23 protein-coding genes and 2 tRNA genes are annotated in these 22,188 nt (G+C 67.0%); 10 read left to right on the top strand and 15 right to left on the bottom strand.

The genetic code is table 11. From position 1 onward, the window contains the following. The first annotated feature begins 9 nt into the window (after positions 1 to 9). Positions 10 to 186, top strand: coding sequence for a hypothetical protein (locus tag K7W42_RS17265; protein ID WP_224576142.1), 177 nt, complete (start codon positions 10 to 12; stop codon positions 184 to 186). 10 nt (positions 187 to 196) lie between these two features. Further along, the gene (locus tag K7W42_RS17260) at positions 197 to 922 is read left to right on the top strand and encodes a monofunctional DNA glycosylase (protein ID WP_224576139.1); all 726 of its coding nucleotides are present in this window, start codon (positions 197 to 199) and stop codon (positions 920 to 922) included. Positions 923 to 1,150: 228 nt separating this feature from the next. Here K7W42_RS17260 and K7W42_RS17255 read toward each other — a convergent pair whose 3' ends face one another. Genes K7W42_RS17255 through def form a run of 3 tightly spaced genes read right to left on the bottom strand, consistent with a single transcriptional unit; the run spans position 1,151 to position 3,377 of the window. Further along, on the bottom strand, positions 1,151 to 1,765 hold the full coding sequence (locus tag K7W42_RS17255; RefSeq protein ID WP_224576137.1) for a hypothetical protein: 615 nt from the start codon (positions 1,763 to 1,765) through the stop codon (positions 1,151 to 1,153). A 17-nt stretch (positions 1,766 to 1,782) separates the two neighbouring features. Next, entirely contained in the window at positions 1,783 to 2,730 is a 948-nt protein-coding gene (gene fmt / locus K7W42_RS17250; RefSeq protein WP_224576135.1) for a methionyl-tRNA formyltransferase, read from the bottom strand. Further along, complete coding sequence (gene def, locus K7W42_RS17245) at positions 2,727 to 3,377, bottom strand: peptide deformylase (protein WP_224576132.1); 651 nt, start codon at positions 3,375 to 3,377, stop codon at positions 2,727 to 2,729. The genes fmt and def overlap by 4 nt, the downstream gene beginning before the upstream one ends. 131 nt (positions 3,378 to 3,508) lie before the next feature. Between def and K7W42_RS17240 the strand changes: the two genes are divergently transcribed. Next, a complete protein-coding gene (locus tag K7W42_RS17240; protein ID WP_224576130.1) occupies positions 3,509 to 4,669 on the top strand; it encodes a tetratricopeptide repeat protein in 1,161 nt (386 codons plus the stop codon). Between the two features lie 19 nt (positions 4,670 to 4,688). Here K7W42_RS17240 and K7W42_RS17235 read toward each other — a convergent pair whose 3' ends face one another. Beyond that, positions 4,689 to 5,090: a hypothetical protein gene (locus tag K7W42_RS17235; protein WP_224576129.1), complete on the bottom strand. Its 402-nt coding sequence runs from the start codon at positions 5,088 to 5,090 to the stop codon at positions 4,689 to 4,691. A 92-nt stretch (positions 5,091 to 5,182) separates the two neighbouring features. Beyond that, positions 5,183 to 5,875: a hypothetical protein gene (locus K7W42_RS17230; RefSeq protein WP_224576126.1), complete on the bottom strand. Its 693-nt coding sequence runs from the start codon at positions 5,873 to 5,875 to the stop codon at positions 5,183 to 5,185. Between the two features lie 295 nt (positions 5,876 to 6,170). Between K7W42_RS17230 and K7W42_RS17225 the strand changes: the two genes are divergently transcribed. Both K7W42_RS17225 and surE read left to right on the top strand, forming a co-directional pair. Continuing rightward, positions 6,171 to 6,773: a toast rack family protein gene (locus K7W42_RS17225; protein ID WP_224576124.1), complete on the top strand. Its 603-nt coding sequence runs from the start codon at positions 6,171 to 6,173 to the stop codon at positions 6,771 to 6,773. Positions 6,774 to 6,932: 159 nt separating this feature from the next. Next, positions 6,933 to 7,724: a 5'/3'-nucleotidase SurE gene (surE, locus tag K7W42_RS17220; RefSeq protein ID WP_224576122.1), complete on the top strand. Its 792-nt coding sequence runs from the start codon at positions 6,933 to 6,935 to the stop codon at positions 7,722 to 7,724. Positions 7,725 to 7,727: 3 nt separating this feature from the next. Here surE and K7W42_RS17215 read toward each other — a convergent pair whose 3' ends face one another. The 3 genes from K7W42_RS17215 to K7W42_RS17205 form a co-directional block, all read right to left on the bottom strand. Further along, a complete protein-coding gene (locus tag K7W42_RS17215) occupies positions 7,728 to 8,345 on the bottom strand; it encodes a DUF1989 domain-containing protein (protein WP_224576120.1) in 618 nt (205 codons plus the stop codon). Between the two features lie 70 nt (positions 8,346 to 8,415). Further along, on the bottom strand, positions 8,416 to 9,198 hold the full coding sequence (gene gntA, locus K7W42_RS17210; RefSeq protein WP_224576118.1) for a guanitoxin biosynthesis heme-dependent pre-guanitoxin N-hydroxylase GntA: 783 nt from the start codon (positions 9,196 to 9,198) through the stop codon (positions 8,416 to 8,418). A 702-nt stretch (positions 9,199 to 9,900) separates the two neighbouring features. After that, a complete protein-coding gene (locus K7W42_RS17205; protein ID WP_224576115.1) occupies positions 9,901 to 11,352 on the bottom strand; it encodes an E3 binding domain-containing protein in 1,452 nt (483 codons plus the stop codon). A 280-nt stretch (positions 11,353 to 11,632) separates the two neighbouring features. Here K7W42_RS17205 and K7W42_RS17200 point away from each other — a divergent pair, with 280 nt between their 5' ends. The 4 genes from K7W42_RS17200 (at position 11,633) to csaB (ending at position 16,414) form a co-directional block, all read left to right on the top strand. Further along, on the top strand, positions 11,633 to 12,685 hold the full coding sequence (locus K7W42_RS17200; protein WP_157461248.1) for a Glu/Leu/Phe/Val dehydrogenase family protein: 1,053 nt from the start codon (positions 11,633 to 11,635) through the stop codon (positions 12,683 to 12,685). Further along, complete coding sequence (gene udk, locus K7W42_RS17195; protein WP_224576114.1) at positions 12,682 to 13,296, top strand: uridine kinase; 615 nt, start codon at positions 12,682 to 12,684, stop codon at positions 13,294 to 13,296. Before K7W42_RS17200 ends, udk begins: the two co-directional genes overlap by 4 nt. Positions 13,297 to 13,583: 287 nt before the next feature. Continuing rightward, positions 13,584 to 15,446 carry a DUF5693 family protein gene (locus K7W42_RS17190; RefSeq protein ID WP_369411381.1) on the top strand — a complete coding sequence of 621 codons (1,863 nt, stop codon included), beginning with the start codon at positions 13,584 to 13,586 and terminating at the stop codon, positions 15,444 to 15,446. Then, complete coding sequence (gene csaB / locus K7W42_RS17185; protein WP_224576113.1) at positions 15,443 to 16,414, top strand: polysaccharide pyruvyl transferase CsaB; 972 nt, start codon at positions 15,443 to 15,445, stop codon at positions 16,412 to 16,414. The genes K7W42_RS17190 and csaB overlap by 4 nt, the downstream gene beginning before the upstream one ends. A 60-nt stretch (positions 16,415 to 16,474) precedes the next feature. Here the strand turns inward: csaB and K7W42_RS17180 are convergent, their stop codons facing one another. The 4 genes from K7W42_RS17180 to K7W42_RS17165 all read right to left on the bottom strand — a co-directional run bounded on the left by K7W42_RS17180 (position 16,475) and on the right by K7W42_RS17165 (position 19,147). Continuing rightward, positions 16,475 to 16,939 carry a PaaI family thioesterase gene (locus K7W42_RS17180; RefSeq protein ID WP_224576112.1) on the bottom strand — a complete coding sequence of 155 codons (465 nt, stop codon included), beginning with the start codon at positions 16,937 to 16,939 and terminating at the stop codon, positions 16,475 to 16,477. A 231-nt stretch (positions 16,940 to 17,170) separates the two neighbouring features. Then, positions 17,171 to 17,743, bottom strand: coding sequence for a DUF2231 domain-containing protein (locus tag K7W42_RS17175; RefSeq protein ID WP_224576111.1), 573 nt, complete (start codon positions 17,741 to 17,743; stop codon positions 17,171 to 17,173). An 82-nt stretch (positions 17,744 to 17,825) separates the two neighbouring features. Next, positions 17,826 to 18,794 carry a CobW family GTP-binding protein gene (locus K7W42_RS17170; protein ID WP_224576110.1) on the bottom strand — a complete coding sequence of 323 codons (969 nt, stop codon included), beginning with the start codon at positions 18,792 to 18,794 and terminating at the stop codon, positions 17,826 to 17,828. A gap of 23 nt (positions 18,795 to 18,817) precedes the next feature. Next, on the bottom strand, positions 18,818 to 19,147 hold the full coding sequence (locus K7W42_RS17165) for a hypothetical protein (RefSeq protein ID WP_224576109.1): 330 nt from the start codon (positions 19,145 to 19,147) through the stop codon (positions 18,818 to 18,820). A gap of 85 nt (positions 19,148 to 19,232) precedes the next feature. Between K7W42_RS17165 and K7W42_RS17160 the strand changes: the two genes are divergently transcribed. Further along, positions 19,233 to 20,987, top strand: a complete 1,755-nt coding sequence (locus K7W42_RS17160) for an ABC transporter ATP-binding protein (protein ID WP_224576107.1) — start codon at positions 19,233 to 19,235, stop codon at positions 20,985 to 20,987. Between the two features lie 13 nt (positions 20,988 to 21,000). Here the strand turns inward: K7W42_RS17160 and K7W42_RS17155 are convergent. From K7W42_RS17155 to K7W42_RS17145, 3 genes are all read right to left on the bottom strand, one after another. Next, positions 21,001 to 21,076: transfer RNA gene (locus K7W42_RS17155), tRNA-Phe, on the bottom strand. 5 nt (positions 21,077 to 21,081) lie between these two features. After that, positions 21,082 to 21,157, bottom strand: a tRNA-Asp gene (locus K7W42_RS17150). A gap of 201 nt (positions 21,158 to 21,358) precedes the next feature. Beyond that, positions 21,359 to 22,120: a metallophosphoesterase gene (locus K7W42_RS17145; protein ID WP_224576106.1), complete on the bottom strand. Its 762-nt coding sequence runs from the start codon at positions 22,118 to 22,120 to the stop codon at positions 21,359 to 21,361. Positions 22,121 to 22,188: the final 68 nt, after the last annotated feature.

Genomic DNA, 22,188 nt, shown 5'->3' with positions numbered 1-22,188 from the left:
CTGGGCACCATGACTGACCCCAAGCCCGGCTACGACCCCGCCAACCAGGCCCCTGCCGAGGGCGAGCGCCAGAATGCCCCCGAAGAAGCCCGTGGCAAAGCCCCTAATGCCGACCCAGCCGCCAAGCCCGAGCCTGCCGAGGGGGGCCGTGATGAGGTCGAAAGCAGTGCCGAGCCGCAGTCCTGAGCCACTCCTGATGACCGGCGAGCCTCGCCTGAATGCGGCCCGCCCAGAGCAGGAGCGGGCCGAACTGCTGGTGTGGATGAAGGAGAAGGTGCGGCCTGAATACGGCGAGAAGCCGCTCTCGCCCCGCCGTGATCCGCTGCACGAACTGATCAGCACCATTCTCTCGCAGCGCACCAACTGGCGCGACGAGGACGCTGCCTATCAGGAACTGAGGACTCTGGGGGACTGGGACGCCATCATCGCCGCGCCCGTGGAGACGGTGGCCCACGCTATTCGCCGCAGCAACTACCCCGAGAGTAAGGCGCCGCGCATTCAGCAGACGCTGGTCGCCATTCGGGATTCGCCGGGCGGCTACAACCTTGATTTCCTGAAAGAGTTGCCGGTCAAAGACGCCCTGAAGTGGCTAACTGACTTACCCGGCGTGGGCGTCAAGACCGCTAGTCTGGTCCTCCTGTTTAATTACGCCCGGCCTGTGTTTCCGGTGGACACCCACGTTCACCGCATCACCACCCGCGTCGGTGCCATTCCCAAGATGGGCGAACAGGCCGCGCACCGGGCGCTGCTGAAGGTCCTGCCACCCGACCCGCCCTTCCTGTACGAACTGCATATCAACCTGCTGACCCACGGGCAAAAGGTTTGTTCCTGGCACAAACCCCGGTGTCCGGTCTGCGTCCTAAAGGAACGCTGCGACGCCCACGCGCTGTACGGCAATGACGTGCCCAGCTGGAAAGGCTGAGCCGGCGGCTGTCTGCTCCCCAACAATACTGAGGAGCCCATACGGAGCCTGGAACCCAGCCATGTTCGGCTCTTGCCAAGTCTTTCTAAGACAGGACAGTTTTGATTTCAGGACGTATTGGATGGGCAGAGTCGTGTTCTCCCAGCTTGTCTCGCCGCTATGCAGCCCTGCTTGTAGCCTGCGGTGGGTTGCCGACAAATCCTTATCATTCCGGCTGTGAGGCTGACATCAGCCGCGTTCGCGCTCGCGCAGCACCAGCTGGACCAGGCCCAGCAGCACCAGTTCATCGTCGGCGGGGTCATGCTTGCCCAGCGCCTCAACGGTAAAGCGGCGTGAAAAAAAGCCGCGTTTCTTATGGACGCGGTAGGTGGGCTGCCCGCCTGCGTCGCTGACCGTATAGGTCGGGTTGATCAGGTAATCAAAACCCATGGCGATCAGGTCGCCCACAAAAGGAATGGCGCCGATAACGCCTTCCAGCACGCCCAGCCACGGGTGGTCGTCACGGAGGCTGAACCGGACCTCATCGCTAGGGCCCAGGAGGTCGTAACGGGCGCCCCAGAGCGTCCTTACGCCCTGCGCCTGCAAGGCCCCAACCGGGGTGCCGTCGGCGCGGCGCATCAGGCGCCGGGCTTTCCAGTCCAGCGCGCCGGCCAGAAAGCCCTCGGCGCGGATCCCGTGGGTCTGCTGGGTACGGGCCTCGTCGGCATACACCTTGACCTCGTCGCGTACGCTGAAGGTCTTTTCCTTGACCAGAGCAATGAGATGTCCCCCGGCGTCGGTGACCCGCAGTTCGGTCAGCAGGCTGAATTTGAAGGTCAGGGTCAGCGGAAAGGCGAGGCTCACAGAAAAGAACTACGTGGTCAGTCCGCTGCGGGTTGCCACAGGTCAAAGCCGGTGCCCCGCGAGACGCCCGCTGCCTGGGCCCACAGCTGGGCGGGCTGGGCCTTGCGGGCCTCGGGCTGCACGGTCTGAATCCAAACGGCGCCTGTCTGGGCGGCCACCAGCAGGCCCTCCTCTGAAACCGCCAGCACCTCGCCGGGCTGGCCCTGACCCTCGGCCCTGCTCAGCCCGCTCAGCTTTAGCCGCGCGCCGCCCAGAAACGCGGTGGTCTGTGGCCAGGCGGCCACGCCACGCGACCGGTTGACGATCTGCGCGGCGCTCTCACCCCAGCGCACGAAGCCGTCCTCTTTGGTCAGCATCGGCGCGTGGGTGGCCAGCGCCCCGTCCTGAGGGGTCGGAGACAGGCGCTCCACCTCCGACAGCGCGGTCACGATCAGCCGGGCCGCCTGGGCGCTTAGGGCGTCGGCGAGGTCCAGGCTGGTCCACTCGGGGGCAATCGGCAGCGCCTCTTGAAGCAGCACCGGGCCAGTGTCCATGCCCTCGTCGGTCTGCATGACGGTCGTGCCCGTGACGGTCTCGCCGCGAATCAGCGCCCACTGAATCGGCGCCGCGCCCCGGTAGGCGGGCAGCAGGCTGGTGTGGGTGTTCAGAAAGCCGAAGCGGGGAACCCCCAGCAGAGACGCCGGCAGAATCTTGCCGTAGGCGCAGGTGACGGCCACATCGGCGCCGGATTCGCGCAGCAGGGCCTCAAAGCTGGCGTTGCTGCGCAGTTTCTTCGGCTGGGCCAGGGGCAGCCCCAGTTCGGCGGCGCGGGCTGCCACCGGGGGCGGGGTCAGCTTTAACCCCCGGCCCACGGGTTTGTCCGGCTGGGCCACCACCAGCACGACCTCAAACTGCGCCTGAATGGCGGCGAGCACCGGCAGGGCAAAGGCCGGCGAGCCAAAAAAGGCCACGCGGGGCGGGGTCAACGGCCCTCTCCGGGGGGGCGGGCGGCCAGCGTGTTCAGGTAGGCCTTGGCCTTTTGCTGAAGGGCCAGCAGTTCCCGGCGGTAGTCCTCGGTGACCTCGGCGGGCAGGCGGTCCAGAAACAGCACCCCGTCCAGGTGGTCGGTTTCGTGCTGAAACACGCGGGCCAAGTAATCGTCGGCCTCAATGACGCGGGCCACGCCGTCCAGGTCGGTGTAGCTGACCTGTACCGCGCGGGCGCGCGCCACCCCTTCTTCGTAGATGCCGGGAATACTGAGGCAGCCTTCCTGGTACGAGCGGTCTTTTTTCTTGTCGATCACGCGCAGGACCGGGTTCAGCATCACGTACTCCCGCAGCACCCGTGACTTCAGGGGGGTGTCGCTGCCCTCGTTTTCCTCTTCATCGTCGTCGTATTCCACAGCCACGAACAGCCGCACGGGCAGGCCCACCTGCGGGGCGGCCAGGCCCACGCCGCGCGCCTCGAACATGGTCTCCAGCATGGTGTCGGCCACCTGGCGCACGGTCTGCGGCGAGAATCCAGGCACCGTCAGCCGGTCGGTGTGCAGCAGCGGTTTGGCCTTGCGGCGCAGCACCGGGTCGCCGTACAGGCGCAGCGGGTAAATGCGGGGGGAAGAGGCGGAATCGCTCACAGTACCCTGTTTTACCAGACCGGCTGTTTTGACGGCCCGCTCTGCCTGACCTGCCCCGGAACTGGGAAGGGTAAATACACCCTTAGGGAAGCCAGAGGCTGGGGGTCAGCCCCGGCTGCTGTGATGGCGCCATGCGTGTCCTGACCCTGCTGCTGGCCCTGACCTCGTCCATGTCGCTGGCACAAACCACCCCGGCCCCGGCAGCCCCTACCGCGCCGCAAAGCGCCCTGACGGCGGCCCAGAACGCGACCCAGCTGGCGGCCCAGGCGCGCGACCTGGCCGCCCGTGCCCGCACCGCCTATCCCAAGGGCAGCGCCAACATTGACCAGCCCCTGTGGAAACAGGCGGCGGCCGCTGCCGAGGCCGCTGTGCAGGCGGCGCCCGACCAGCCTGACGTGCTGCGGCTGCGGGCCCAGATTTATACCGAGGTGGGCTTCTGGCGTCAGGCGGAACTGGCGTGGACCGCCTACTTTAAGGTGGCGCCCAGCGCGGCAAAAAACAGTGCAGAGGCCAAGTCGGCCGCCACCGTGCAGTACAACCTGGGCTACGCGGCTTACACCCGCACCCAGCCTGAGCAGGCCGCCTCGTTTTTTGCCGCGTGCCTGAGCTTTGACCCGGCCAACGTGCTGTGCGCCACATGGGCGGCCCGCACGGCCCTGGAAGCTGGCAAGAGCGCCGAGGCCCTGGCCCTGTACGACCGCGCCCTGGCCCTGACGCCCGGCGACAAGATCCTGACCTACCTGCGCGGGGTAACCAGTCGCGCCGCCCAGTACGGCCCTGAGGCCACCCGCACCTTCAGCCGCGCCTACGCAGACCTGGAAGCCGGACGGAAGGCGCAGGCCTTGACGGGCTTTCAGGCGGCGGCCCGCCTGGCCCCTACCTTTGCCGAGGCCCAGCGTGAAGCAGGCCGCCTGGCGCTGGACCTGGGCAACGTTGACGCCGCCGCCGACGCCTACACCACGCTGGTGGCCCTGCCCAGTCCCACGGCCGCCGACCGCTATAACCTCACGCTGGTGCAAGAAGCCCAGCAGTACGGGCTGGGCGCCGTGCAGACTTTCCGCGCGGCGTACAGCAAATACGCGGCGGGCGATAAGGCCGGCGCCGAGGCCGGCTTTCAGGCCGCCACCGAGCAGAGCCCCCGGTACGCCAAAGCCTGGGCCTGGCTGGGGCGCGCCCGCTACGAGCGCAAGGAGTACCCTGGCGCCGCCAGTGCCTACGAGCAGGCCGTGACGCTGGACCCCGCCGACAAGAGCAGTGCCTATTACCTGCGCCTCGCCCAGCAGGGCAAGTAGGCGGCCCGGCTGAGGTCACCTACGACAGCGCGCAGCGGTAGGTGACCTTTTCCCAGTCAAACTTTAGACCAAACAGGCGCCAGGTGCCCAGCAGGGCCGAGAGGGTCAGGCGGCCGATGGGCTGGCCCTGAGTGACATACCGCTGGTAATGCGGCTGAATCTGCGGCAGCGCGCGGCCCGTCGCCAGCACCTCGGCCCCGGCCGCGTTGGTCGCCAGCTGCACAACCTGAAAATGAAGGGGGCCTGCTTCTTCCAGGGTGAGGGCCGCACTGAGGGGGGGCCGGCCTGGCGCTGCGCAGGCCACGCGGCGCACCTGAAGGGGACGACCCGAAGGCGCCCGCACCTGCTCGGTGTGAACAGAAGCCAGCGCCGCGCCTCCCGCCACCAGGCCGCATATCAGGAAGGCCGACGCTGCTTTCATCGTGCCCACAGCGTACCTTCTTCGACCTGACACTGCGGCAGCAAAAAGAGGGAGATCGCGGCCGTTTGCTTTTGTGGCTCTGTTAGTACCCCTTAGCGGTAGAGAGGAAAGGTGAACGACCCTGGCTTGGTATCGGCGTGGCCCAGGCCCCACTTCAGGAGACTGTTCCATTTGTCACCGACCTGCTGGCCGACCGTCAGGGTCGAAACCGCAAAGGAATTGGTGTTCTTGCCGGGTGTGTATTTGACGGTCACCACGTTCTTCCCGGCTTTCAGAAAAGGAGTCAGGTCGGTGTTGCCGTCTGTATTCATGCTGGCCACGACCTCGCCGTTCAGGGCGACCTCAAATTCTGCGGGCTGCGATTGACTGAATTTGCCAGACACCACGATCTTGCCCGGCTTGGGCGCGGCGCTGGGGTTGCCCATAAAGACGAAGCTGGTGCTGCCCGCCGCCGTCCCCTTCTCGACCACGCGGTTGAGCAGCGTTTTCCACTGGCTGCCGTTCCGGGCCCCAAAGGTGAGGCTTGACTTGTTAAAAGAGTTGGTGTTCTTGCCTGGCATCCACTCGACTGTCAGCGTGTTCTTGCCTTTCTTGACCAGCGACGTGACATCCAGCGACCCGTTGGCGTTGTGGTAAAGGGCCACCGGAACACCGTTCAGGGTCGCTTTCAGGGTGGCCGGCTGGTAGAGGCCAAAGTCTGTCGAGAGGACGTACTGCTCGGCCCACGCCACTGAGCCCACACTGGCCAGGGCCAGGGCACCGATCAATTTGGGTGTTCTGAACATGGGGTCATCGTGCCCAGGGACTCTGGCGTTTGGGTGAATCCACCCAGTCGCTGGCTTGGCCGAGTGTTAGGTGAGTGGGGCAACCGAGACAATGCTGGTCTTTAGTCTGTAGCTGGGTCAAGACAGATCAATCCGTCTGGATCGTTCTTTTGAAGAAGGAAAATGTTGGGCTTTGGGTGTAGTGGAAAGCCTCTTTATGTCTTCTGCTTGGGCTGCTGCTCATAGAGGCGTCATGCGGCGACTTGAGGATGACCGCAGTTCAGTTCCGCCCTCGTCCCCTGTCTTTGGAGGTTTCATGCGCGCTCCCGTGTTGCTCTCGTTTCTTCTGACTGGTCTGGCTGCGGCGCAGACCTACCGCGCCGTGGATGTCACCCTGACCTTTGGCAGCGGCATTTTCACAGCAGCCCTCAGTCATGCGGTGAGTGCAACCCTGGGCAGCCAGAAGCCGACTGTTAAAAACGGGGTGGCCTATGTGGGTGCCCGCCAGACCTCAGGCGCCTGGGACGTGGGCCTGAGCCCCAAACTGCCGCTGGCGCTCAATGTCACCCAGGAATCTGGAAGCCAGGACCTGAACTTGCGCGGCTTGCCCCTGACCCGGCTGAACGTGAAGATGGGGTCGGGGCCGGTAGACATTCAGCTCCCTGCGGCCTCCTTGACAGCACAGGTGCGGCAGGAAAGCGGCAGTCTGGACCTCTATGTGCCCCAGAACACGGGCCTCAAACTGGTCGTGAACCGCTTTGAATCTGGCGCGCTGACTATGGAGAGGAGGACCGTGGCGGTAGGGGATAGCCTGAGCGGCACCTATCAGACGTCCAACTACGACACGGCCAAGCACAAGGTCACGGTGAACCTGATCTGGGGCAGTGGCCCGGTGCAGGTGCATACACCGGGACAGTAGTTCAAGGCGTTGGGTAGGGGGAGGCGGGGGACCACTCGCCTGAGCATGAGTCTCTGCGCTTTTCGTGGTGCTCTGAGCTTCAAGGGCAGCAGCACACCACTCGCTCTGCTCAGCACAACGTCCTCTGCCCCGACTGAAGCGCCCGCGCTAGGCTGCGGTATGGCAGCACACAAGCGACAGGCAGACCGGCCCACCGTGCTGGTGGCCAACGACGACGGCATTTTCAGCCCCGGCATCAAGGCGCTGGGCCTGGCGATGGCGACTTTTGCCGATGTGGTGGTCAGCGCCCCCGATGTTGAGCAGAGTGCGGTTGGCCACGGCATTACCATCCGGCGCCCGCTGCGCTTCAAACACACGGCCGCCGCCGGATTTGGCGAGGTGCCGGCCCACCGGGTAGACGGCACCCCGGCCGACTGCGTGGTGCTGGGCGTACACCTGACCGGCCTGCCGGACCTTGTGGTGAGCGGCATCAACCTGGGGCCCAACCTGGGCGACGACCTGACCCATTCTGGGACAGTGGCCGCCGCCATTGAGGGGATGACGCTGGGGGTGCCGGCCATTGCCTTCAGCCAGCAGGCCACGCCAGGCGGCGAGTACGACTTTGGCCGCAGCGCCGAGTACGCCGCCCGGTTGGCCCAGCAGGTGCTGGCGCGCGGCCTGCCGCCCCGGACACTGCTGAACGTCAACTTTCCGCATGGTGTTCCCCGGGGTGTGCGCGTGACCCGCGTGGGCGAACACCGCTGGGAAGACGCCATCGTGACGCGGGCTGACCCCGAGGGCCGGGAGTACCACTGGGTTGCCGGGACCAGCCGCGCCGCCGACGCCCACGACGAGGACACCGATTACGGCGCGGTGCAGGCCGGGTTTATCAGCGTGACCCCCGTGCGTATTGACCTGACCGCCCGCGACCTGCTGGCCGAGGTGGCGGGGTACGTGCCGGGGCTGAGCTGAGATTTAGATCTCTATGTCTTCAGCTGCTGGCCGAACAAAGTAATCAATCGGTTTAAAGGTGCCGTTGTTGCTGCCTTCTGCAGAGCAGGCCGTAAGACCCACCACCAGGTCCATTTCAGCGCGCAGTTCCAGCCGTTGACCCGCCTGCGAGATGGGCGGGCCAATCTTGACCTGGCCGCGCTCATCCACCAGCACATTCATAAAGATGTTCAGGGTGGTAGGAATCTGGTCGGGCGAGATGCCGTAGGGCGCAAAGGCCGACATCAGGTTGGAAAAGCAGCTCGGGTGGCCCTCGGCAGTACCAGGCGGATACAGCAGTTCAAAGGTTTCTGTCGAGCAGGGGGTCAATAAAAAGTCGTGCCGCCCCACGTCATCGCGTAGCAGCGTGAACATGGGGCGGCTGCGGTTGCTGTACAGCACATGCCCGGTCGTCAGGTAAATAGTCTCGTTGTAGTCAAAGGTGCGGCCTGACGACAGCCACTCCTCGCGGTTCTCCTGGGCAAAGGCCATTAGATCGGCCACCTGCTCGCCCTGAGGATCAATCACCACCAGCACGTCGCCGCGCCGCAGCAGAAAACCTGTCCCGCTTTGCGGGGGAATACGGTGGGTGGGAAGACTCATGGCGTTCACCCTAGCGGCCAGGGTCCTACACACGCCTGCTGCCACAACTTTTGCTCAAGAGGCATGCTGCTTAACTGTGACCAAAGGGGCAGCGGCCCTGTGGTGCCTGCGGAAAAGGGGCAGCCCAGTCAGCCTCCACCGCACGGCCAGAATACTGGCGGGCCTCGCTGGCCTCACCGTAATCGGCCAGGTTGGGATTCAGGTTGCCCTGCCCCTTCAGTTCGCGGGTGCGAATGGTGTCCTGCATGCGGCCGTAGCGGCCAGTATCGCGCAGCGCCTGAAACTGGCGGTGGGCGTTCAGCACCAGCGCCGGAAAAGGAAAGGTGCGAGCCAGACGGCTGCTGCCAGGATGCAGGCCAATCACAAAAAATGCGCGGCCTCCAAATGAAAATCCAAAGCGCGGGTCATTCGGGTCGCAGCTGACCTCAGGGCTGTAATCGGCGTCATCCAGGCGGTGTATGGCCCGCAGGAGGTGCCACAGCGCCGCCTCGAACTCGTGTTCATCGGCTGGTGTCTGACCGTCAAAGGTGGCAATCATGGACGTGAAGCCTGATCCCATGCGGTCCTGGTCCTGAAGGAAGCGGCTCAGGTCACTGGCCAGCATCTGCGCCGTACTGTCTGCGGTCAGCTCACCGTAACAGCCCAGCGCGTAGCAGTCTGTATTCAGTGAGGCGCGAGCGGCAACACAGGAAAAATCGTTTGCCAGAATCTTGCTGCGAATGGCGCTGTGGACAGCCTGAACCTGCGGGGTCACGGCACCTCGGGTGGCCTGGGCCTCGCCACGGCAAATCAGGTGGTAGCTCTGGGCGGAGGGGGTTGGGATGCGCCGGGCGGCGGAAAAGGTCTGGGTCATGGGCAGGCTCCTGAGGGCGGGCCAGGGGCGCCGCAGAACCCCAACCTAGAAAGTTCGGCTGGTCCACTTGGGGAGAAATACCCGAATTGGCTTCAGGTGCGAAGCCTGGACCAACAAGCTCTCAAGGCTGCCTTCAGATCAAGGGAGCTCAGATGATGGCGGTGAGAAGACCGCCAATGCCTGGACCAGTGCCAGATGGCAACTTTGAGATGACGCCGCTCAGGCTCAAAATTCACGTGACTTGCTGGAACAGAGACCAACGTCTTTAGACAAATCAGCTGGCGAAACCTTTCGGAAGTGGGGACGGTTTGAGGACACTTGTGCCAGTGACCCTGTGCTCAGAGTGCCGCAGCGCTCCTGGTGTGTCCCCCATGTAAAAGCTCGGTGTATCTCCTTTCAGGCTTCTGGGGGGCGAGCCAGTGGATTGGTGTTTTCTAGATGGCACAATTGCTTGCGTTCCTCTTCACTGCACGAGGCCGCGCAACCTGGGCTGATTCAGACCCAGAGATGTAAATGCAGAGGCCATTTGTCAGCCCTGCACACCAGAACTGCCCAGGTGAACCAACACCATGCCTGGACCCTGCTGTGTTTTTGCTCTCCCTCTTTGGATTCCACCGTCTGCAAATGGCTCCCTTCAGGCTTGTATGGGTCAAAAGGCGGCGGCGGACGTGAGATTCACGTCCGCCGCCTTCTTGGTCTGCTTTACAGCACGAGCAGAATAGGCTGTTCCAGGGTGCCGGCCACTTGCGCCAGGAACTGCGCGGCGCGTGCCGTTTCCACGTCGCCGTTCAGGCTCAGGGTGGCGCGGCCGTTCTCGGTGCGGCCCACGCTGAGGGTCACGGTCTGCGGGTAGTGCAGGTCGTCCAGGTCCAGGGCGGCGGCGTCCACGACCAGCAGGTCGGGCGTGCCGTCAAAGGTGGTGTCCAGCGCCGTCACGGCGTCGCGCAGGCTGCCGCCGCCCACGGTGTGCGTGCGGCCCTGTCCGTCCAGGGCCACGCTGCTCAGGCCCAGGGTGTCGGCGTGGCGCTGCGCGGCGCGGGCGACCAGCAGGCCCAGCGGCAGCTCCTGCGAGAGCGCGCGGCTGACCTGATCGCGCAGGTCGTACAGGGCGGCCACGTCTGCGCCCCGGCGCAGGTAGGTGCCGAACCACACGCCGCCAGTGGGGGCCTGGGCAGGTGCAGCCGGGGTCTGAACCGGCACCGGCGCGGCAGGCATGGGGGCAGCGGGCGTGGGGACCACAGCCGGCTCAGGCTGCGCGGCCACTTCCGGCTGAGCAGGCTCAGGCTCGGGTGTGGGTGCCACAGGCTCTGGCTCGGCCACGACCGGCTCTGGGGTGGGTTCGGGCTGCACGGGTTCGGCGGCAGGTTCGGCCTGCGCGGCGACGGGCTCGGGCAGAGGGGTGGGCTCAGGCACGGGGGTCGGCTCGGGCTGCGCCGCCACTTCTGGCTGCACGGGTTCTGGCTGCACTGGGATCTGCATCGGCTCGGGTTGGGCCGCCACAGGGGTGGCCACCGGCTCGGGCATGGGGGTGGGTGCGGGGGCCGGCGCCGCTTCTGGCTGGGCCGGCTTCTGGTACAGGCGCGAGAGCAGGCTGCTCAGACCACCGGCCGGGGCCGCAGGCGCCGCCGGGGGTGGGGTGACCGGCGCTGGGGTGGGCTCGGGCATGGGGGCCGCCGCCGCAGGCATGACCGGCTCGGGGGTAGGGGTCACCACGGGCTCGGGCACAGGGGGAGTCGGCACCGGAGCGGCGGCAACAGGGGCGGGCGCCACTTCGGGCTCGTCGTCCAGCTCGAACTCGGTGTCCTCGTCCAGATTGCTGGGGGCGGGGGTGGCCGGCACCTCGGGGGAAGCGGTGCGGGTTTGCTCCACAAAGGCTGTCAGGTCGGTGTCCACGCCCGCGCGGCTGAGCATGTCGGCGTTCATGCCGGCCTGGTTCAGCATGGCGGCGCTGGGCACTTCCTCGCCGTTCCAATCGGGCGGCGGCAGGTCCACCGGGGTATCGGGCGGATCTTCCTCGCCAGACATCACACGCGACAGGTAGTTCAGAATGTCCTGTTCGACGATCTGACCGCCGGCTCCGGAGCCTTGAATCTTCTGCCAGTCAATCCCGTTCGCTTCTGCCAGCACCTGGGCAAGCGGCGCAATCCGTTCCATTCAGTTCCCCCTTTGTGCGGCCCATTGTACGGGACGCGGCGACGGGCACGCGGCGCAGGCGCCCCACACGGGCACCAGCACTGGTCGCGCTTCCAACATCAGCATGCCCGTTAGGGTGCCGCCTGGCCTCTGACAGCGTTCTTTCATGCGGCGTTCACCTGAGGCGCAGGCCCGGGGAATCCCGTCCCTGTCGCCTGCGGGGCACGGGTGCTAGGCTGCTTTCTGGTTGGCGCGTCCCCTGCCCCGCAGGCGCCGGGCGCGGCCACAGGAGAAGCCATTTATGCAGATACTTGAAGAGATGGGGTCGCGCGGTCACGAGGCCCTGACGCTGCTTCACCATGCCCCCAGCGGCCTGCGCGCCGCGCTGGCGGTGCATTCGACGGTGCTGGGGCCGGCCATCGCGGGCGTGAGACTGCGCGAGCAGGACGAGGACCTGGCGGTGCGCGGCGCCCTGGCGCTGTCGGAGAGCCTGACCCTGAAAGCGGCCCTGGCAGGCCTGAACTACGGCGGCGGCGCCTGCGTCCTGATGACCCCTGAATGCGGCATGGACGACCCCCACGCCCGCGAGGCCCTGTTCCGGGCGCTGGGCCGTCAGGTCCGCCCCATGGAGTCTCGCGTGGTGCTGACCGAGGATATTGGCGTCAGTCCCGCCGATATCTCGTTTGTGGCGCAGGAAACCGGCTCGACGCTGGGCATGAACACCGACACCAGTTCGGTGACGGGCTACGGTGTCTACCGGGGCATGAAGGCCGCCGCGCGCTTTGCGCTGGGCTCCGAAAGTATGCGCGGCGTGCGCGTGGCGATTCTGGGCGTGGGGGCTGTGGGCCGCACCCTGGCCGCGCACCTGCACCGCGAGGGCGCCCGCCTGACCGTGGCCGATGAGCGCCCCGACCGCGCCGAGGCCCTGGCTGAAGACCTGGAAGGCATCAAGGTGGTGGGCGCCCACGAACTGCTGGACACCCCCTGCGACATCCTGGCGCCGTGCGGCTACGGCCATTCCATCCGCAGCGAGGACGTGCCCCGCTTGCAGTGCCGCCTGATTGCGGGCGGCGAACACCATCCCCTCACCCGCCGGGGCGAGGCGGCGGTCAAAGAGGCGGGCATCGTGTACCTGCCGGATTTCGCTATCAATTCGGCGGGGCTGATTGCCGCGGCCACGGGGCTGGACATGAACCAGGCCGCCGAGCGGGTCTACCAGACGGTGGGGCGCATCACGCAGGCGGCCGAGCAGTACGGCAAGGCTCCCCATGTGGTGGCCCGCCGCATGGCGGAGCGGCGCATTGACCTGATCGGCTCGCTGGGTGCCGGGCAGGGCCGGGGAGGCCGCGCGTGAGCCTGCCCTTCGTGATCGGCGTGGCGGGCGGCTCGGGCAGCGGCAAGACCACCGTGACCCGCCGCGTGATCGAGACGGTGGGCGGCGGCGGCGTGGCGGTGCTGAGCCAGGACAACTATTACCGCAACCAGGACGAGATTCCCTTCGAGACCCGCCTGAAGACCAACTATGACCACCCAGCGGCCTTTGACTGGGCGCTGCTGCGCGAGCATGTGGACGCCCTGCTCTCGGGCGTGCCTATCGCCATGCCGGAATACGACTTTACGCAGCACACCCGTTCGGCGCAGACGACCCCCGTGCTGCCCGCGCCCGTGGTGGTGCTGGAGGGGTTTTTTGCCCTGTACGACGAGGGGCTGCGCGAGCGCATGCACCTTAAGGTCTTTGTGGATGCCGACGCCGACGTGCGGTTTATCCGCCGCCTGCTGCGTGACACCCAGGAGCGGGGCCGCACCCCGCAAAGCGTCATCGAGCAGTACCTGGAATACGTGCGCCCCATGCACCTGAGTTTCGTGGAACCTACCAAGCGCTACGCCGACGTGATTATTCCCCACGGCGGCATGAACGAGCCCGCCCTGGACATGCTGGCCGCGCGCATCCGCACGACGATTTAGGGGCGTGGACAGGAGGAAGTAGGGAGTGGGCAGTAGGAAAAACTCTGGTCCGTGGGGGTTCGCTCACTGCCAACAGTGTCGCCCTTCAGTTCTGTTGAGGTCTGGCGCCGCGCTTCCCCCAAAGTAGGTGGGCTGACCAGATTGCCCAGCCCAGATGTTCTCTCCTCCTTTCCTGTCCCTTTCTTTCGGAGGATGCCCGCGCGCATCCCCGGCGGGCATGCTGACCTGTCATGCCCCCTGTCCGCCTTGCCCCCGCCCCCACTTCACCCGCCCTTTAGGATGTGCCTGTGACCCAGCCCGCCCCCACCCGCCCCGACGCTGCGCTGCCTTCTGGCGTGGCCCTGCCGCCCGCCACGCGGCACCCCTGGACGCCCGCGCTGCTGGGCCTCATCCTGCTGTCGCTGATTCCCGCCTTTGTGCTGGCCTTTCAGCGGGTCAGTTACGAGCAGTCGCAGAAGACGGCCGCCCTGGTGATGGACTACCCGGCTGTGACCGCCCAGGCCCGCCGCTTTGGCCTGGAACCAGAAGTCCTGCTGGAGCGGTATCAGCGGCTGGGCGTCAACGGCGTGGCGCTCTACGAGGACGTGGTGGGCAGTCTGGTGCAGCGCGGCGAGGTCGTCCTGAAAACCGGCGCCGACCTGCTGGCCGATGTGCCCGGCGCCCCGGTCAAGGCGCAGAACGTCTACCTGCGCTCGGTGAAGCCTGGCGCGGCCGAGGCGCTCCCGGCGCGCTACACCATTCCCACCCGCACCGTGCAGGCGGCGGGGCAAACCTGGGTGGAGTGGCCCACCGATCCCACCTTCCTGCCCACCGGCCCTAATACGGAGCTGCTGGCGCGCCTGAAGGCCAAAGGGCTGACCGTGGTGTACCGGCCCTACGCCGACGACGCCCTGCGTGAACCCGGCGCCGACTGGCCCGACGTGCCGTTCATCCTGTTTAACGGCGACGAGGTGATTGGCGCGCGCACCCCCGAACTGCTGAGCAAAATCAACGAGCGGCTGGGCACGCGCCTGCCCGCCCTGATTGAGGCAACGCCCCAGCGCGGCCTGGACTCCCTGATTGCCGGGCGCGGCGCGGCGCGCACCTTCAGCGTCAACCCCAGCTGGCAAAATCGCCTCGACCCCCTGACCCTGGCCAGCAAGTACAACCTGGCCGCCCGCGAGCGCTCGATGCGCCTGCTGTACCTGCGCCCCTATCCCACGATTGGCGAAACCGAGGCCCTGCTGGCCCGCACCACCGAATTGCTGGGCCGGTCGGGCGTGCGGATCACAGAGCCCGTGATCGCGCCCTTTCAGGACAACACGGCGCTGCGCCTGCTGAGCCTGGTGGGACCGTTGGCGGCGCTGCTGCTGCTGGGCCTCAGTTTTTCCCTGGTGCGGCTGGGGCTGCTGGTGGCGGCGGGGTCGGCGGCGCTGGCCTTCGCCCTGAACAAGCTGGACCCCTTTGCCAGCGCGGCTCTGGTGGCGGCCGTTACCTTCCCGGCGCTGGGGCTGGTGCTGCGGCGCCACCGGGTCACCGACTGGTTTCTGGCGACGGGCCTGAGCCTGGCCGGCGTGCTGTTCGTCTCGGCGCTGGGGGCCAACAAAGACAGTGTGCTGGGCCTGGAACCCTTCCGGGGCGTGGGCCTGACGCTGCTGCTGCCGCTGGTGCTGGTGGGCCTGAGCTTCCTGCCCCGCCAGGACCTGCGCCAGACGGCGCGGGACATCTACAACGCTCCTATCAAGTTGGGGGACGTGGTGGTCATGGGCCTGGGCCTGGCGGTGTTTGCGCTGGTGTTCCTGCGCCGGGGCAACACGACCGGGGCCAGCGTCAGTGACACCGAGGCCCGCATTCGTCAGGACCTGCAAGACAGCCTGGTGCGCCCACGCTTCAAGGAGCTGGCGGGGCATCCGCTGGCGCTGGTGGGCCTCAGCGGCGTGCTGCCCGGCTACTTCAGCGCGCTGCTGATTCTAGGTGGGGTGGTGGGCCAGGCCAGCATCCTGAACACGTTCTCGCACTTTCACACGCCGCTGCTCATCAGCGCCCAGCGCTGCTTTCTGGGGCTGGCGGCGGGGCTGGCCGCCGGGGTGGTCATCATCTGGCTGGTCAAACAGGCGCTGCGCCTGTGGCAGACCTACAGTGGCCGCCCGCAGCCCGAGGCCCGCGCATGAAAGTCACCGTCAGCGGCTACTACGGCTTTGGCAACACGGGCGACGAGGCGATTGCCCTGGCGATCACCCGCGAACTGCGCAAATACGGGGCGTCGCCCCTGCTGCTCTCCAACACCCCCGAAGAGACGGCCCGCACCTACGGCTGCGAAAGCGAGGCCCGCATGCAGCCGGCGGCGGTGCTGGGGGCGCTGGTGCGGTCGGGGGTGCTGCTGTCGGGCGGCGGCGGCCTCCTGCAGGACAAGACGAGTGCGCGCACGCTGACCTACTACCTGGCGGTGATCCGGCTGGGCAAGCTGCTGCGCCGCCGCGTGGTGGTGTTTAACCAGAGTGTCGGTCCCCTCAGCGCGCAGGGTGGCCGCAAGGTCGCCGCCGCCCTGCGCGGCGTGCAGGTGATTGTGCGCGACCAGGGCAGCGTGGACACCCTGGCGGCCCTGGGCGTTCAGGCCCAGCTGGGCGGCGACCCGGCCCTGCTGCTGCCCCCCACCCCCGGCCTCAGGCGTGACCCCATGCGCGTCGTCGTGGCCCCGCGCGGTGACGTGACCGAAGCCACCGAGCGGCTGCGCGACGTGGTGCGCGCCCTGCAAGCAGAGGGCCGCCGCGTGACCGCCCTGAGCTTCATGCCTGACCACGACGACGAGGCCGCCCACAGCCTCGGCGCCGACGAGGTGCTCAGCACCCGTGACCCCCAGGTGGCCCTGGACGCCATTGCGGGCAGCGGCTACGTGGTGGGCGTGCGCCTGCACGCCGTCATTCTGGCGGCGGCTAGCGGCACGCCTTTTTCCGGTATTGCCTATGACCCCAAGGTGCAGGGCTTTTGCACCGACGCCGGGGCGCCCGCCCACGCCGTCGCCCTGGACCCTGGCCGCGTGGCCGACGAGGCCCTGCGCCGGGTGCTGCCCGACCAGGCGGCCATAGAGGACATGCGCCTGCGGGCCGCACAGAGTTTTAGCCGGGCCCTGGGCAAATAAGGGTGTGGGCCGGAGGACGTGGGCTGTGGGGTTTTCCTCCAGCCCACGTCCTCCGATCATTTATGCACCGACCGCAATCACGTTGCAGGTGCAGCGCGCCAGGCTGGTCACGCGGCCCCGCTCATCCTTGACCTCAATGGCCCAGACCAGCACGGTGCGCCCCCGGTAGGCCAGGGTCCCCTCGCCGGTGACCCAGCCGCCGGTCACCCCGCGCACATGGGTGCCGTTCAGGTCCACGCCGACGGCCACCTGCCGCGTGGGGTCCAGGTTCATCCACGAGCCGACGCTGGCCAATTCCTCGGCCAGGGCGAGGTTGGCGCCGCCATGCAGGCGGCCGGCGGGCTGGCGGTTCCCTTCTACCGGCATTCTGGCCACCACGCGCTCGCGGCTGACCTCGGTAAATTCAATGCCCAGGCGCGCTCCCAGTGTGCCCGACAGCGCGTTCATGCGCCCGGCCAGTTCCCCTGGAGTCAGGGTGTCGAGTTCGTGGGGCGTGGGGAACTTCAGGTCAGGGTGCAGGGCCATGTGGCCATGCTAAGGCGGTCGCCGTTCCTTTGGGGGTGAACAGCGCGAACGCCGGGCGGCGTGGTGGGAATAGAGCAGCCTCGGTGTGCCCTCTGAACCGCAGGCTGTGAGCCGTGAATTCGGATGAAATCGGTTGCAACAACGATTTTATCCGAGTGGACTCACAAAGCTGCGCCATAGAGCGGGCTGACGGCCGTGGAGTTGACAAATCGGAACAGCCGGCCTCCGATCTTAGCCCTGACGGTGCGCCAGCGTCTGGCCCACGCCCAGGCCATGGCGGTACACCAGTTCGCCGCCCAGAAAGCCGCCCGCGCCGGCCAGCAGCAGCCCAGCGCCCGAGAGCGCCTTCCCCAGACCGCGCTTCCCTTTCCTGCGTGCCAGCAGCGAGCCCACATTCAGGAAAAAGGCGACTTCGTTCAGGGCGCCGTGAATAAAGCCCGTACGCCGGGCCTCGCCGCGCGTGTTGGCCCAGTCGGCCCAGCCGGTGGCAATCGAGCCGACAGCGCCCAGAGTGCCCAGCGTCAGGGCCAGGTCGGCGGCGTGATCATTGCCGCCTGGTGTGTGGGCCGGCAGGTGGTCCAGCGCTGCCGCCACCACCCAGCCGCCCAGCGGCAGATGAATCAGAATGGGGTGAATGGGGTGGCCCAGCCACTCGCCATGCAGGGCATTCACGACGGCAGGTGGCAGCGTCGTCTCGGCGGCTTTCAGCAGCAGTTGCAACCGGTCCGCCACCGTTTCTAAGGTGTCGTGGTTGCTGAGAAGGTCTTCGGCGGCGTGGGCGGGGGGTTCGTGGCGCTGAAGCATGGGTGAAACCTCCTGGCCCTACCGTCGCACCCGCGCGGCGCCGGCATGTGGGAAGCCGGTTGAGGGGGGTTCATGGCCCGGCTTAGTCGGGAATCAGGTCGGCGGGGTCCGGGGTCAGGCACGCCGCCCACGCCCCTTCAAACTCGGCCCGGTCCAGCCCGCGCCCAATGACCACCAGCTCGGAGGTGCCGTCGCCCTCTTCCCAGGCGTCGGCCGTAAACAGGTCGCGCACCGCCTGAAACAGGATGCGCTGCGGGTAGCCGTGCAGGTCGAGAAACCCCTTGGCCCGTAGAACCTCGGCTGGACGCGACAGGAGGTAATCGGTCATGAAGCGCTGCCAAGCGTACGGGTCAAGGGGCCGCGCGGCGCGCAGGGTAAATGACTTCAAACCCGGAGTATGAACCGCCTGTACGTCCACACCGTCCAGCACGCGGGGGTCAAAATCGTCGCGGGCCAGCAGCGCCGCCGCGTTGACCTGACCCTGTTCCACCTTCTTGACCTCGGCCAGCGGGTTGATGCCGCGCAGCACGCCTTCAGCGTGGGCCAGCAGGCCTGGGTCCGCCAGATCGGTTTTGTTCAGCACCACCACATTCGCGTAGGCCAGCTGCCGCGCGGCTTCGGGGTGGTCGCGCAGGGTCTGCAGGGCGTGGCGGGCGTCCACCACCGCCACCAGCGTGGTGACTCGAAAGGCCGCGCGCACCGAGCGCTCCAGCAGTGTCGTCAGAACCGGGGTGGGGTCGGCCACACCCGAGAGTTCAACGATCACGGCGTCTGGTTTGTGCTCGCGCATGGCGATGGTCACCAGCGCGCGCAGCAGGTCGTCGCGCCCCGTGCAGCACAGGCAGCCGGCCGTCAGCTCGGTCACATCGTCCTGAAGGCGCTCAATCAGGCTGCCATCCACGCCCGCCGCGCCAAATTCGTTGACAATCACGCCCAGGCGGTGCGGCAGGCTGCGAATCAGGTGGTTGACCAGTGTGGTCTTGCCGGCCCCCAGAAAGCCCCCCACCACCACGACAGGAATACGTTCATCGGGGTGGGTCTGGGTGGTCATGGGAGACAGGATAGGGGACAGGCTCAGCGGTGAATGGTCACGGCGGTTAGCAGCTTGCACACCCCAACACTCACCACCAGCCACCACAGGACGGCCTCGTCGCGCTGCAGTGTCCCAGCCACGTCCAAATAGCGCTGCCGGGCACGGTAAGCGGTGATCAAACCAAGAGGCACCAGAATGAGGGCTAAGGCATCGACCTTCCAGCCATCCAGTGTCGGCTCGCGGCCTGTGGCCTCAAAACGGGTTTCGTGTCCAAACGTCAGATGAGCGAAAAAGGGAACGACGACGAGGATAAGGCCGGTCCAAAGCGCCCGGCGCAGCACAGGGATGGCCGTCAATGTAGGATCAGACACGTTGTAGTGTAGCTGACTGGGAGCCCAGCTTGAGAAGGTGGCGTTGCGCCGGTCTGCACGCCCGCTTTCCTCTAGCCTGCCCCCCATGCCCACGCCGTCTCCTTCTGTCCTGCGCCGCCTGTACGGGCTGCTGACGCCCTACCGACGCACGGTGGGCGCGGGCCTGCTGCTCCTGCTGGGCAGCGTGGCCGCCGAGCTGTACCCGCCGCTGGTCTGGATCCGCGTGGTGGATCAGGGCCTGCCAGCTCGAGACTGGGTGTTGATCGGGTGGCAGCTGGCGCTGCTGGTGGCGGTGTTCGCATTGCAACAGGTGCTGTCGGCCTGGCGCGGCCTGCTGCTGGAGCGCGCTGGTCAGCAATTCATGCTGGACGTACGTGTGGCGCTTTACCGCAAAGTTCAGGGTCAGTCGGCGGCTTACTTTGAAGCCCAGCGCACGGGCGACTTGCTGGCCCGCCTCACCGGGGACGTGGACGCCCTGGGGGACGTGCTGGTGCGCGGCACGGACGCGGTGCTGGCCAACGCCCTGCGCCTGGTGGGGGTCGTGGGGATTTTTATCGCGCTGCAGCCGCTGCTGGGCGTCCTGACGACGCTGCCCATGCTGGCGGTAGGCCTCATGCTGTGGCGCTACGGCCGCACGGTGCAGCCGGCCTACCGCGCCGCCCGCGCCCGCCTGGGCGACCTGAGTGCTTTGATGAACGACCGCCTGGCCGGCATGCGCGTGGTGCAGGGCTTTGCGCGTGAGGCCGCCGAAACCGCGCGCATCGCGGCCCTGGGCCGGGCCCTGTACGCCGAACAGGTCAAGGCCGTGCGGCTGCGCAACCGCGCCTTTCCCCGCGCCCGCTTCGTGGGCAACCTGGGCAACGTCATCATGCTGGGCGGCGGCGCGTGGCTGATTCTGGCCGGACAATTCACGCTGGGCGGCCTGCTGGCTTACCGGGGTTACGGACGCTACTTTTACGGCCCCATTGACGACCTCGTGAATATTGGCGACCTGTTGCAGCGGGCGGCGGCCAGTGGAGGCCGCGTCTTCGAGGTGCTGGACGCCCCGGTGGCGGTGCAGGAGCGCCCGGACGCTCTGCCTTTGCCTGAGCCGGCGCGCGGCGAGGTGCACTTTGAGGGGGTCACCTTTGGCTACGACCCGGCCCGCCCGGTGCTGCGCGGCGTCAGCCTGCATATTCCCGCCGGTCAGCGCGTGGCCCTGCTGGGCGAATCCGGCGCCGGCAAAAGCACGCTGCTGGGCCTACTGACCCGCACCCACGACCCGCAGGCCGGCCGCGTCACGCTGGACGGCGTGGACGTGCGCCAGCTGACGCTGGGCAGCCTGCGTACCCACGCCGCCCTGATGTCCCAGGACACCTTTCTCTTTCACGACACTGTGGGCAATAACGTGCGCTACGCCCGCCCAGAGGCCACCGACGAGGAGGTTCAGGCTGCTCTGGACGCGGCCCACGCCCAGAAGTTTGTGGGAGCTCTGCCTGAAGGGCTGGAGACAGTGGTCGGAGAGCGTGGGGTGCGGCTCTCGGGTGGGCAGCGCCAGCGCCTCTCGATTGCCCGCACGCTGCTGGCCCGGCCCACCGTCCTGCTGCTGGATGAACCCACCAGCGCCGTGGACGCCGAGAGCGAGGCGCAGGTGGTGGCGGCCCTGAATGAACTCATGCGCGGCCGCACCGCCCTGATGGTCACCCACCGCCTGAGTCTGGCCCGCACGGCCGACCGCGTCGTGGTGCTGCGCGGCGGCGTGGTGGTTGAGGACGGCCCGCCGGAGGTGCTGCGCCGTCAGGGCGGGGCGTATGCGGCGCTGGAACGCGTGATGGGGGAAACAGAAAAAACCCCCGCGTAAGCGGGGGCGTTCTTGGTGGCCAGGGCCGGACTTGAACCGGCGACCCAACGATTTTCAGTCGTTTGCTCTACCAGCTGAGCTACCTAGCCTTCCTTGGCGGTCCGGACGGGATTTGAACCCGCGACCTTCTGCGTGACAGGCAGATATGCTAACCGCTACACTACCGGACCAAACGCTTTGGAAGAAGCTGCAAAAAGCAGCGGGGTTAAGGATAACGGCGGCCTGCGGGCTTGTCAACCGCGCCACACTTGTGGGGCGCTGGGCTGAAACGACCTGTTGCTCTGACCTGCTCAGGCGGGCGGGGTCGGCCGGTGCGGAGCGCTTCTCCAGACTCACGCACTCACGCTTCAGGAGGTCACAGCTTCGTCCGTTCAGAACGGGGCGGCGCGCACGCTCTGCACTGGATACTCCTGGCCCGAGTCCAGCATTAGTTCCAGGTATTCGCGCTTATGCAGGGCGTCAATCATGGCGAAGGGGTGATCTTCGGGCAGCAGGATGCCGCCTTCCATCTGGGTGTGGCCGTAGACGCCGAACTCCAGCCCGGCCATCTTCACGTACTCGGGCGATTCTCGGTACCAGCGCTTGGAACTGTGGTCGGCGTAGAACAGGTCGTCGTAATAGGCGTGCGCGGGCAGGGGCGACACGTGGGCAAACTGCACATCCCCCACCCGGATTTCGCGCGGGAAGGTGCGCATCCAGGCGGCCAGGTGGTCAGGCAGGTGCAGGCCGCCGTGCGCCGGGTCAAACTCGGCGTGAATCAGGCCGCCGCTGGTGCCCAGCATGTAGCTGGTGTTCAGTACGGCGTCGTCGTGGTTGCCCAGGATGATGTGAATGGCGTGCGGCGCCGCCGCCTGGTAGGCCTTGAGGCGCTCAAGGTGCTTGACCTGTTCACGGGCCGCCAGGAACAGGTGGTCGGGGTCTTTGGGGTCAAAGCGCGGCAGGCCGGTCAGGCGGCTGTATTCCCGCTCGTTTTTAGGATGAACGAGGTCACCGATCAGGATGACCTGATACAGCCCGGCCTGCACAGGCGGCGTGGGTTGCCCCGCACCATCGGCACAGCTGGCGGCCCGCAGCGCCGCCCAGAGCGTGTCGAAATCGGCGTGAACGTCACCGAAAGCCAGGAACTTCCGCATTGGCTCCAGCATAGCGGGTGACGGCGGGCGCCCCATCAGGCCGTCTGGGGGTGCCCGCCTGTGGGCCA

Source organism: Deinococcus betulae, from assembly GCF_020166395.1.
GTDB classification, from domain to species: Bacteria; Deinococcota; Deinococci; order Deinococcales; family Deinococcaceae; genus Deinococcus; species Deinococcus betulae.
The sequence above is the reverse complement of the archived record's forward strand: the minus strand, read 5'-3'. Positions and strand labels throughout refer to the sequence as shown.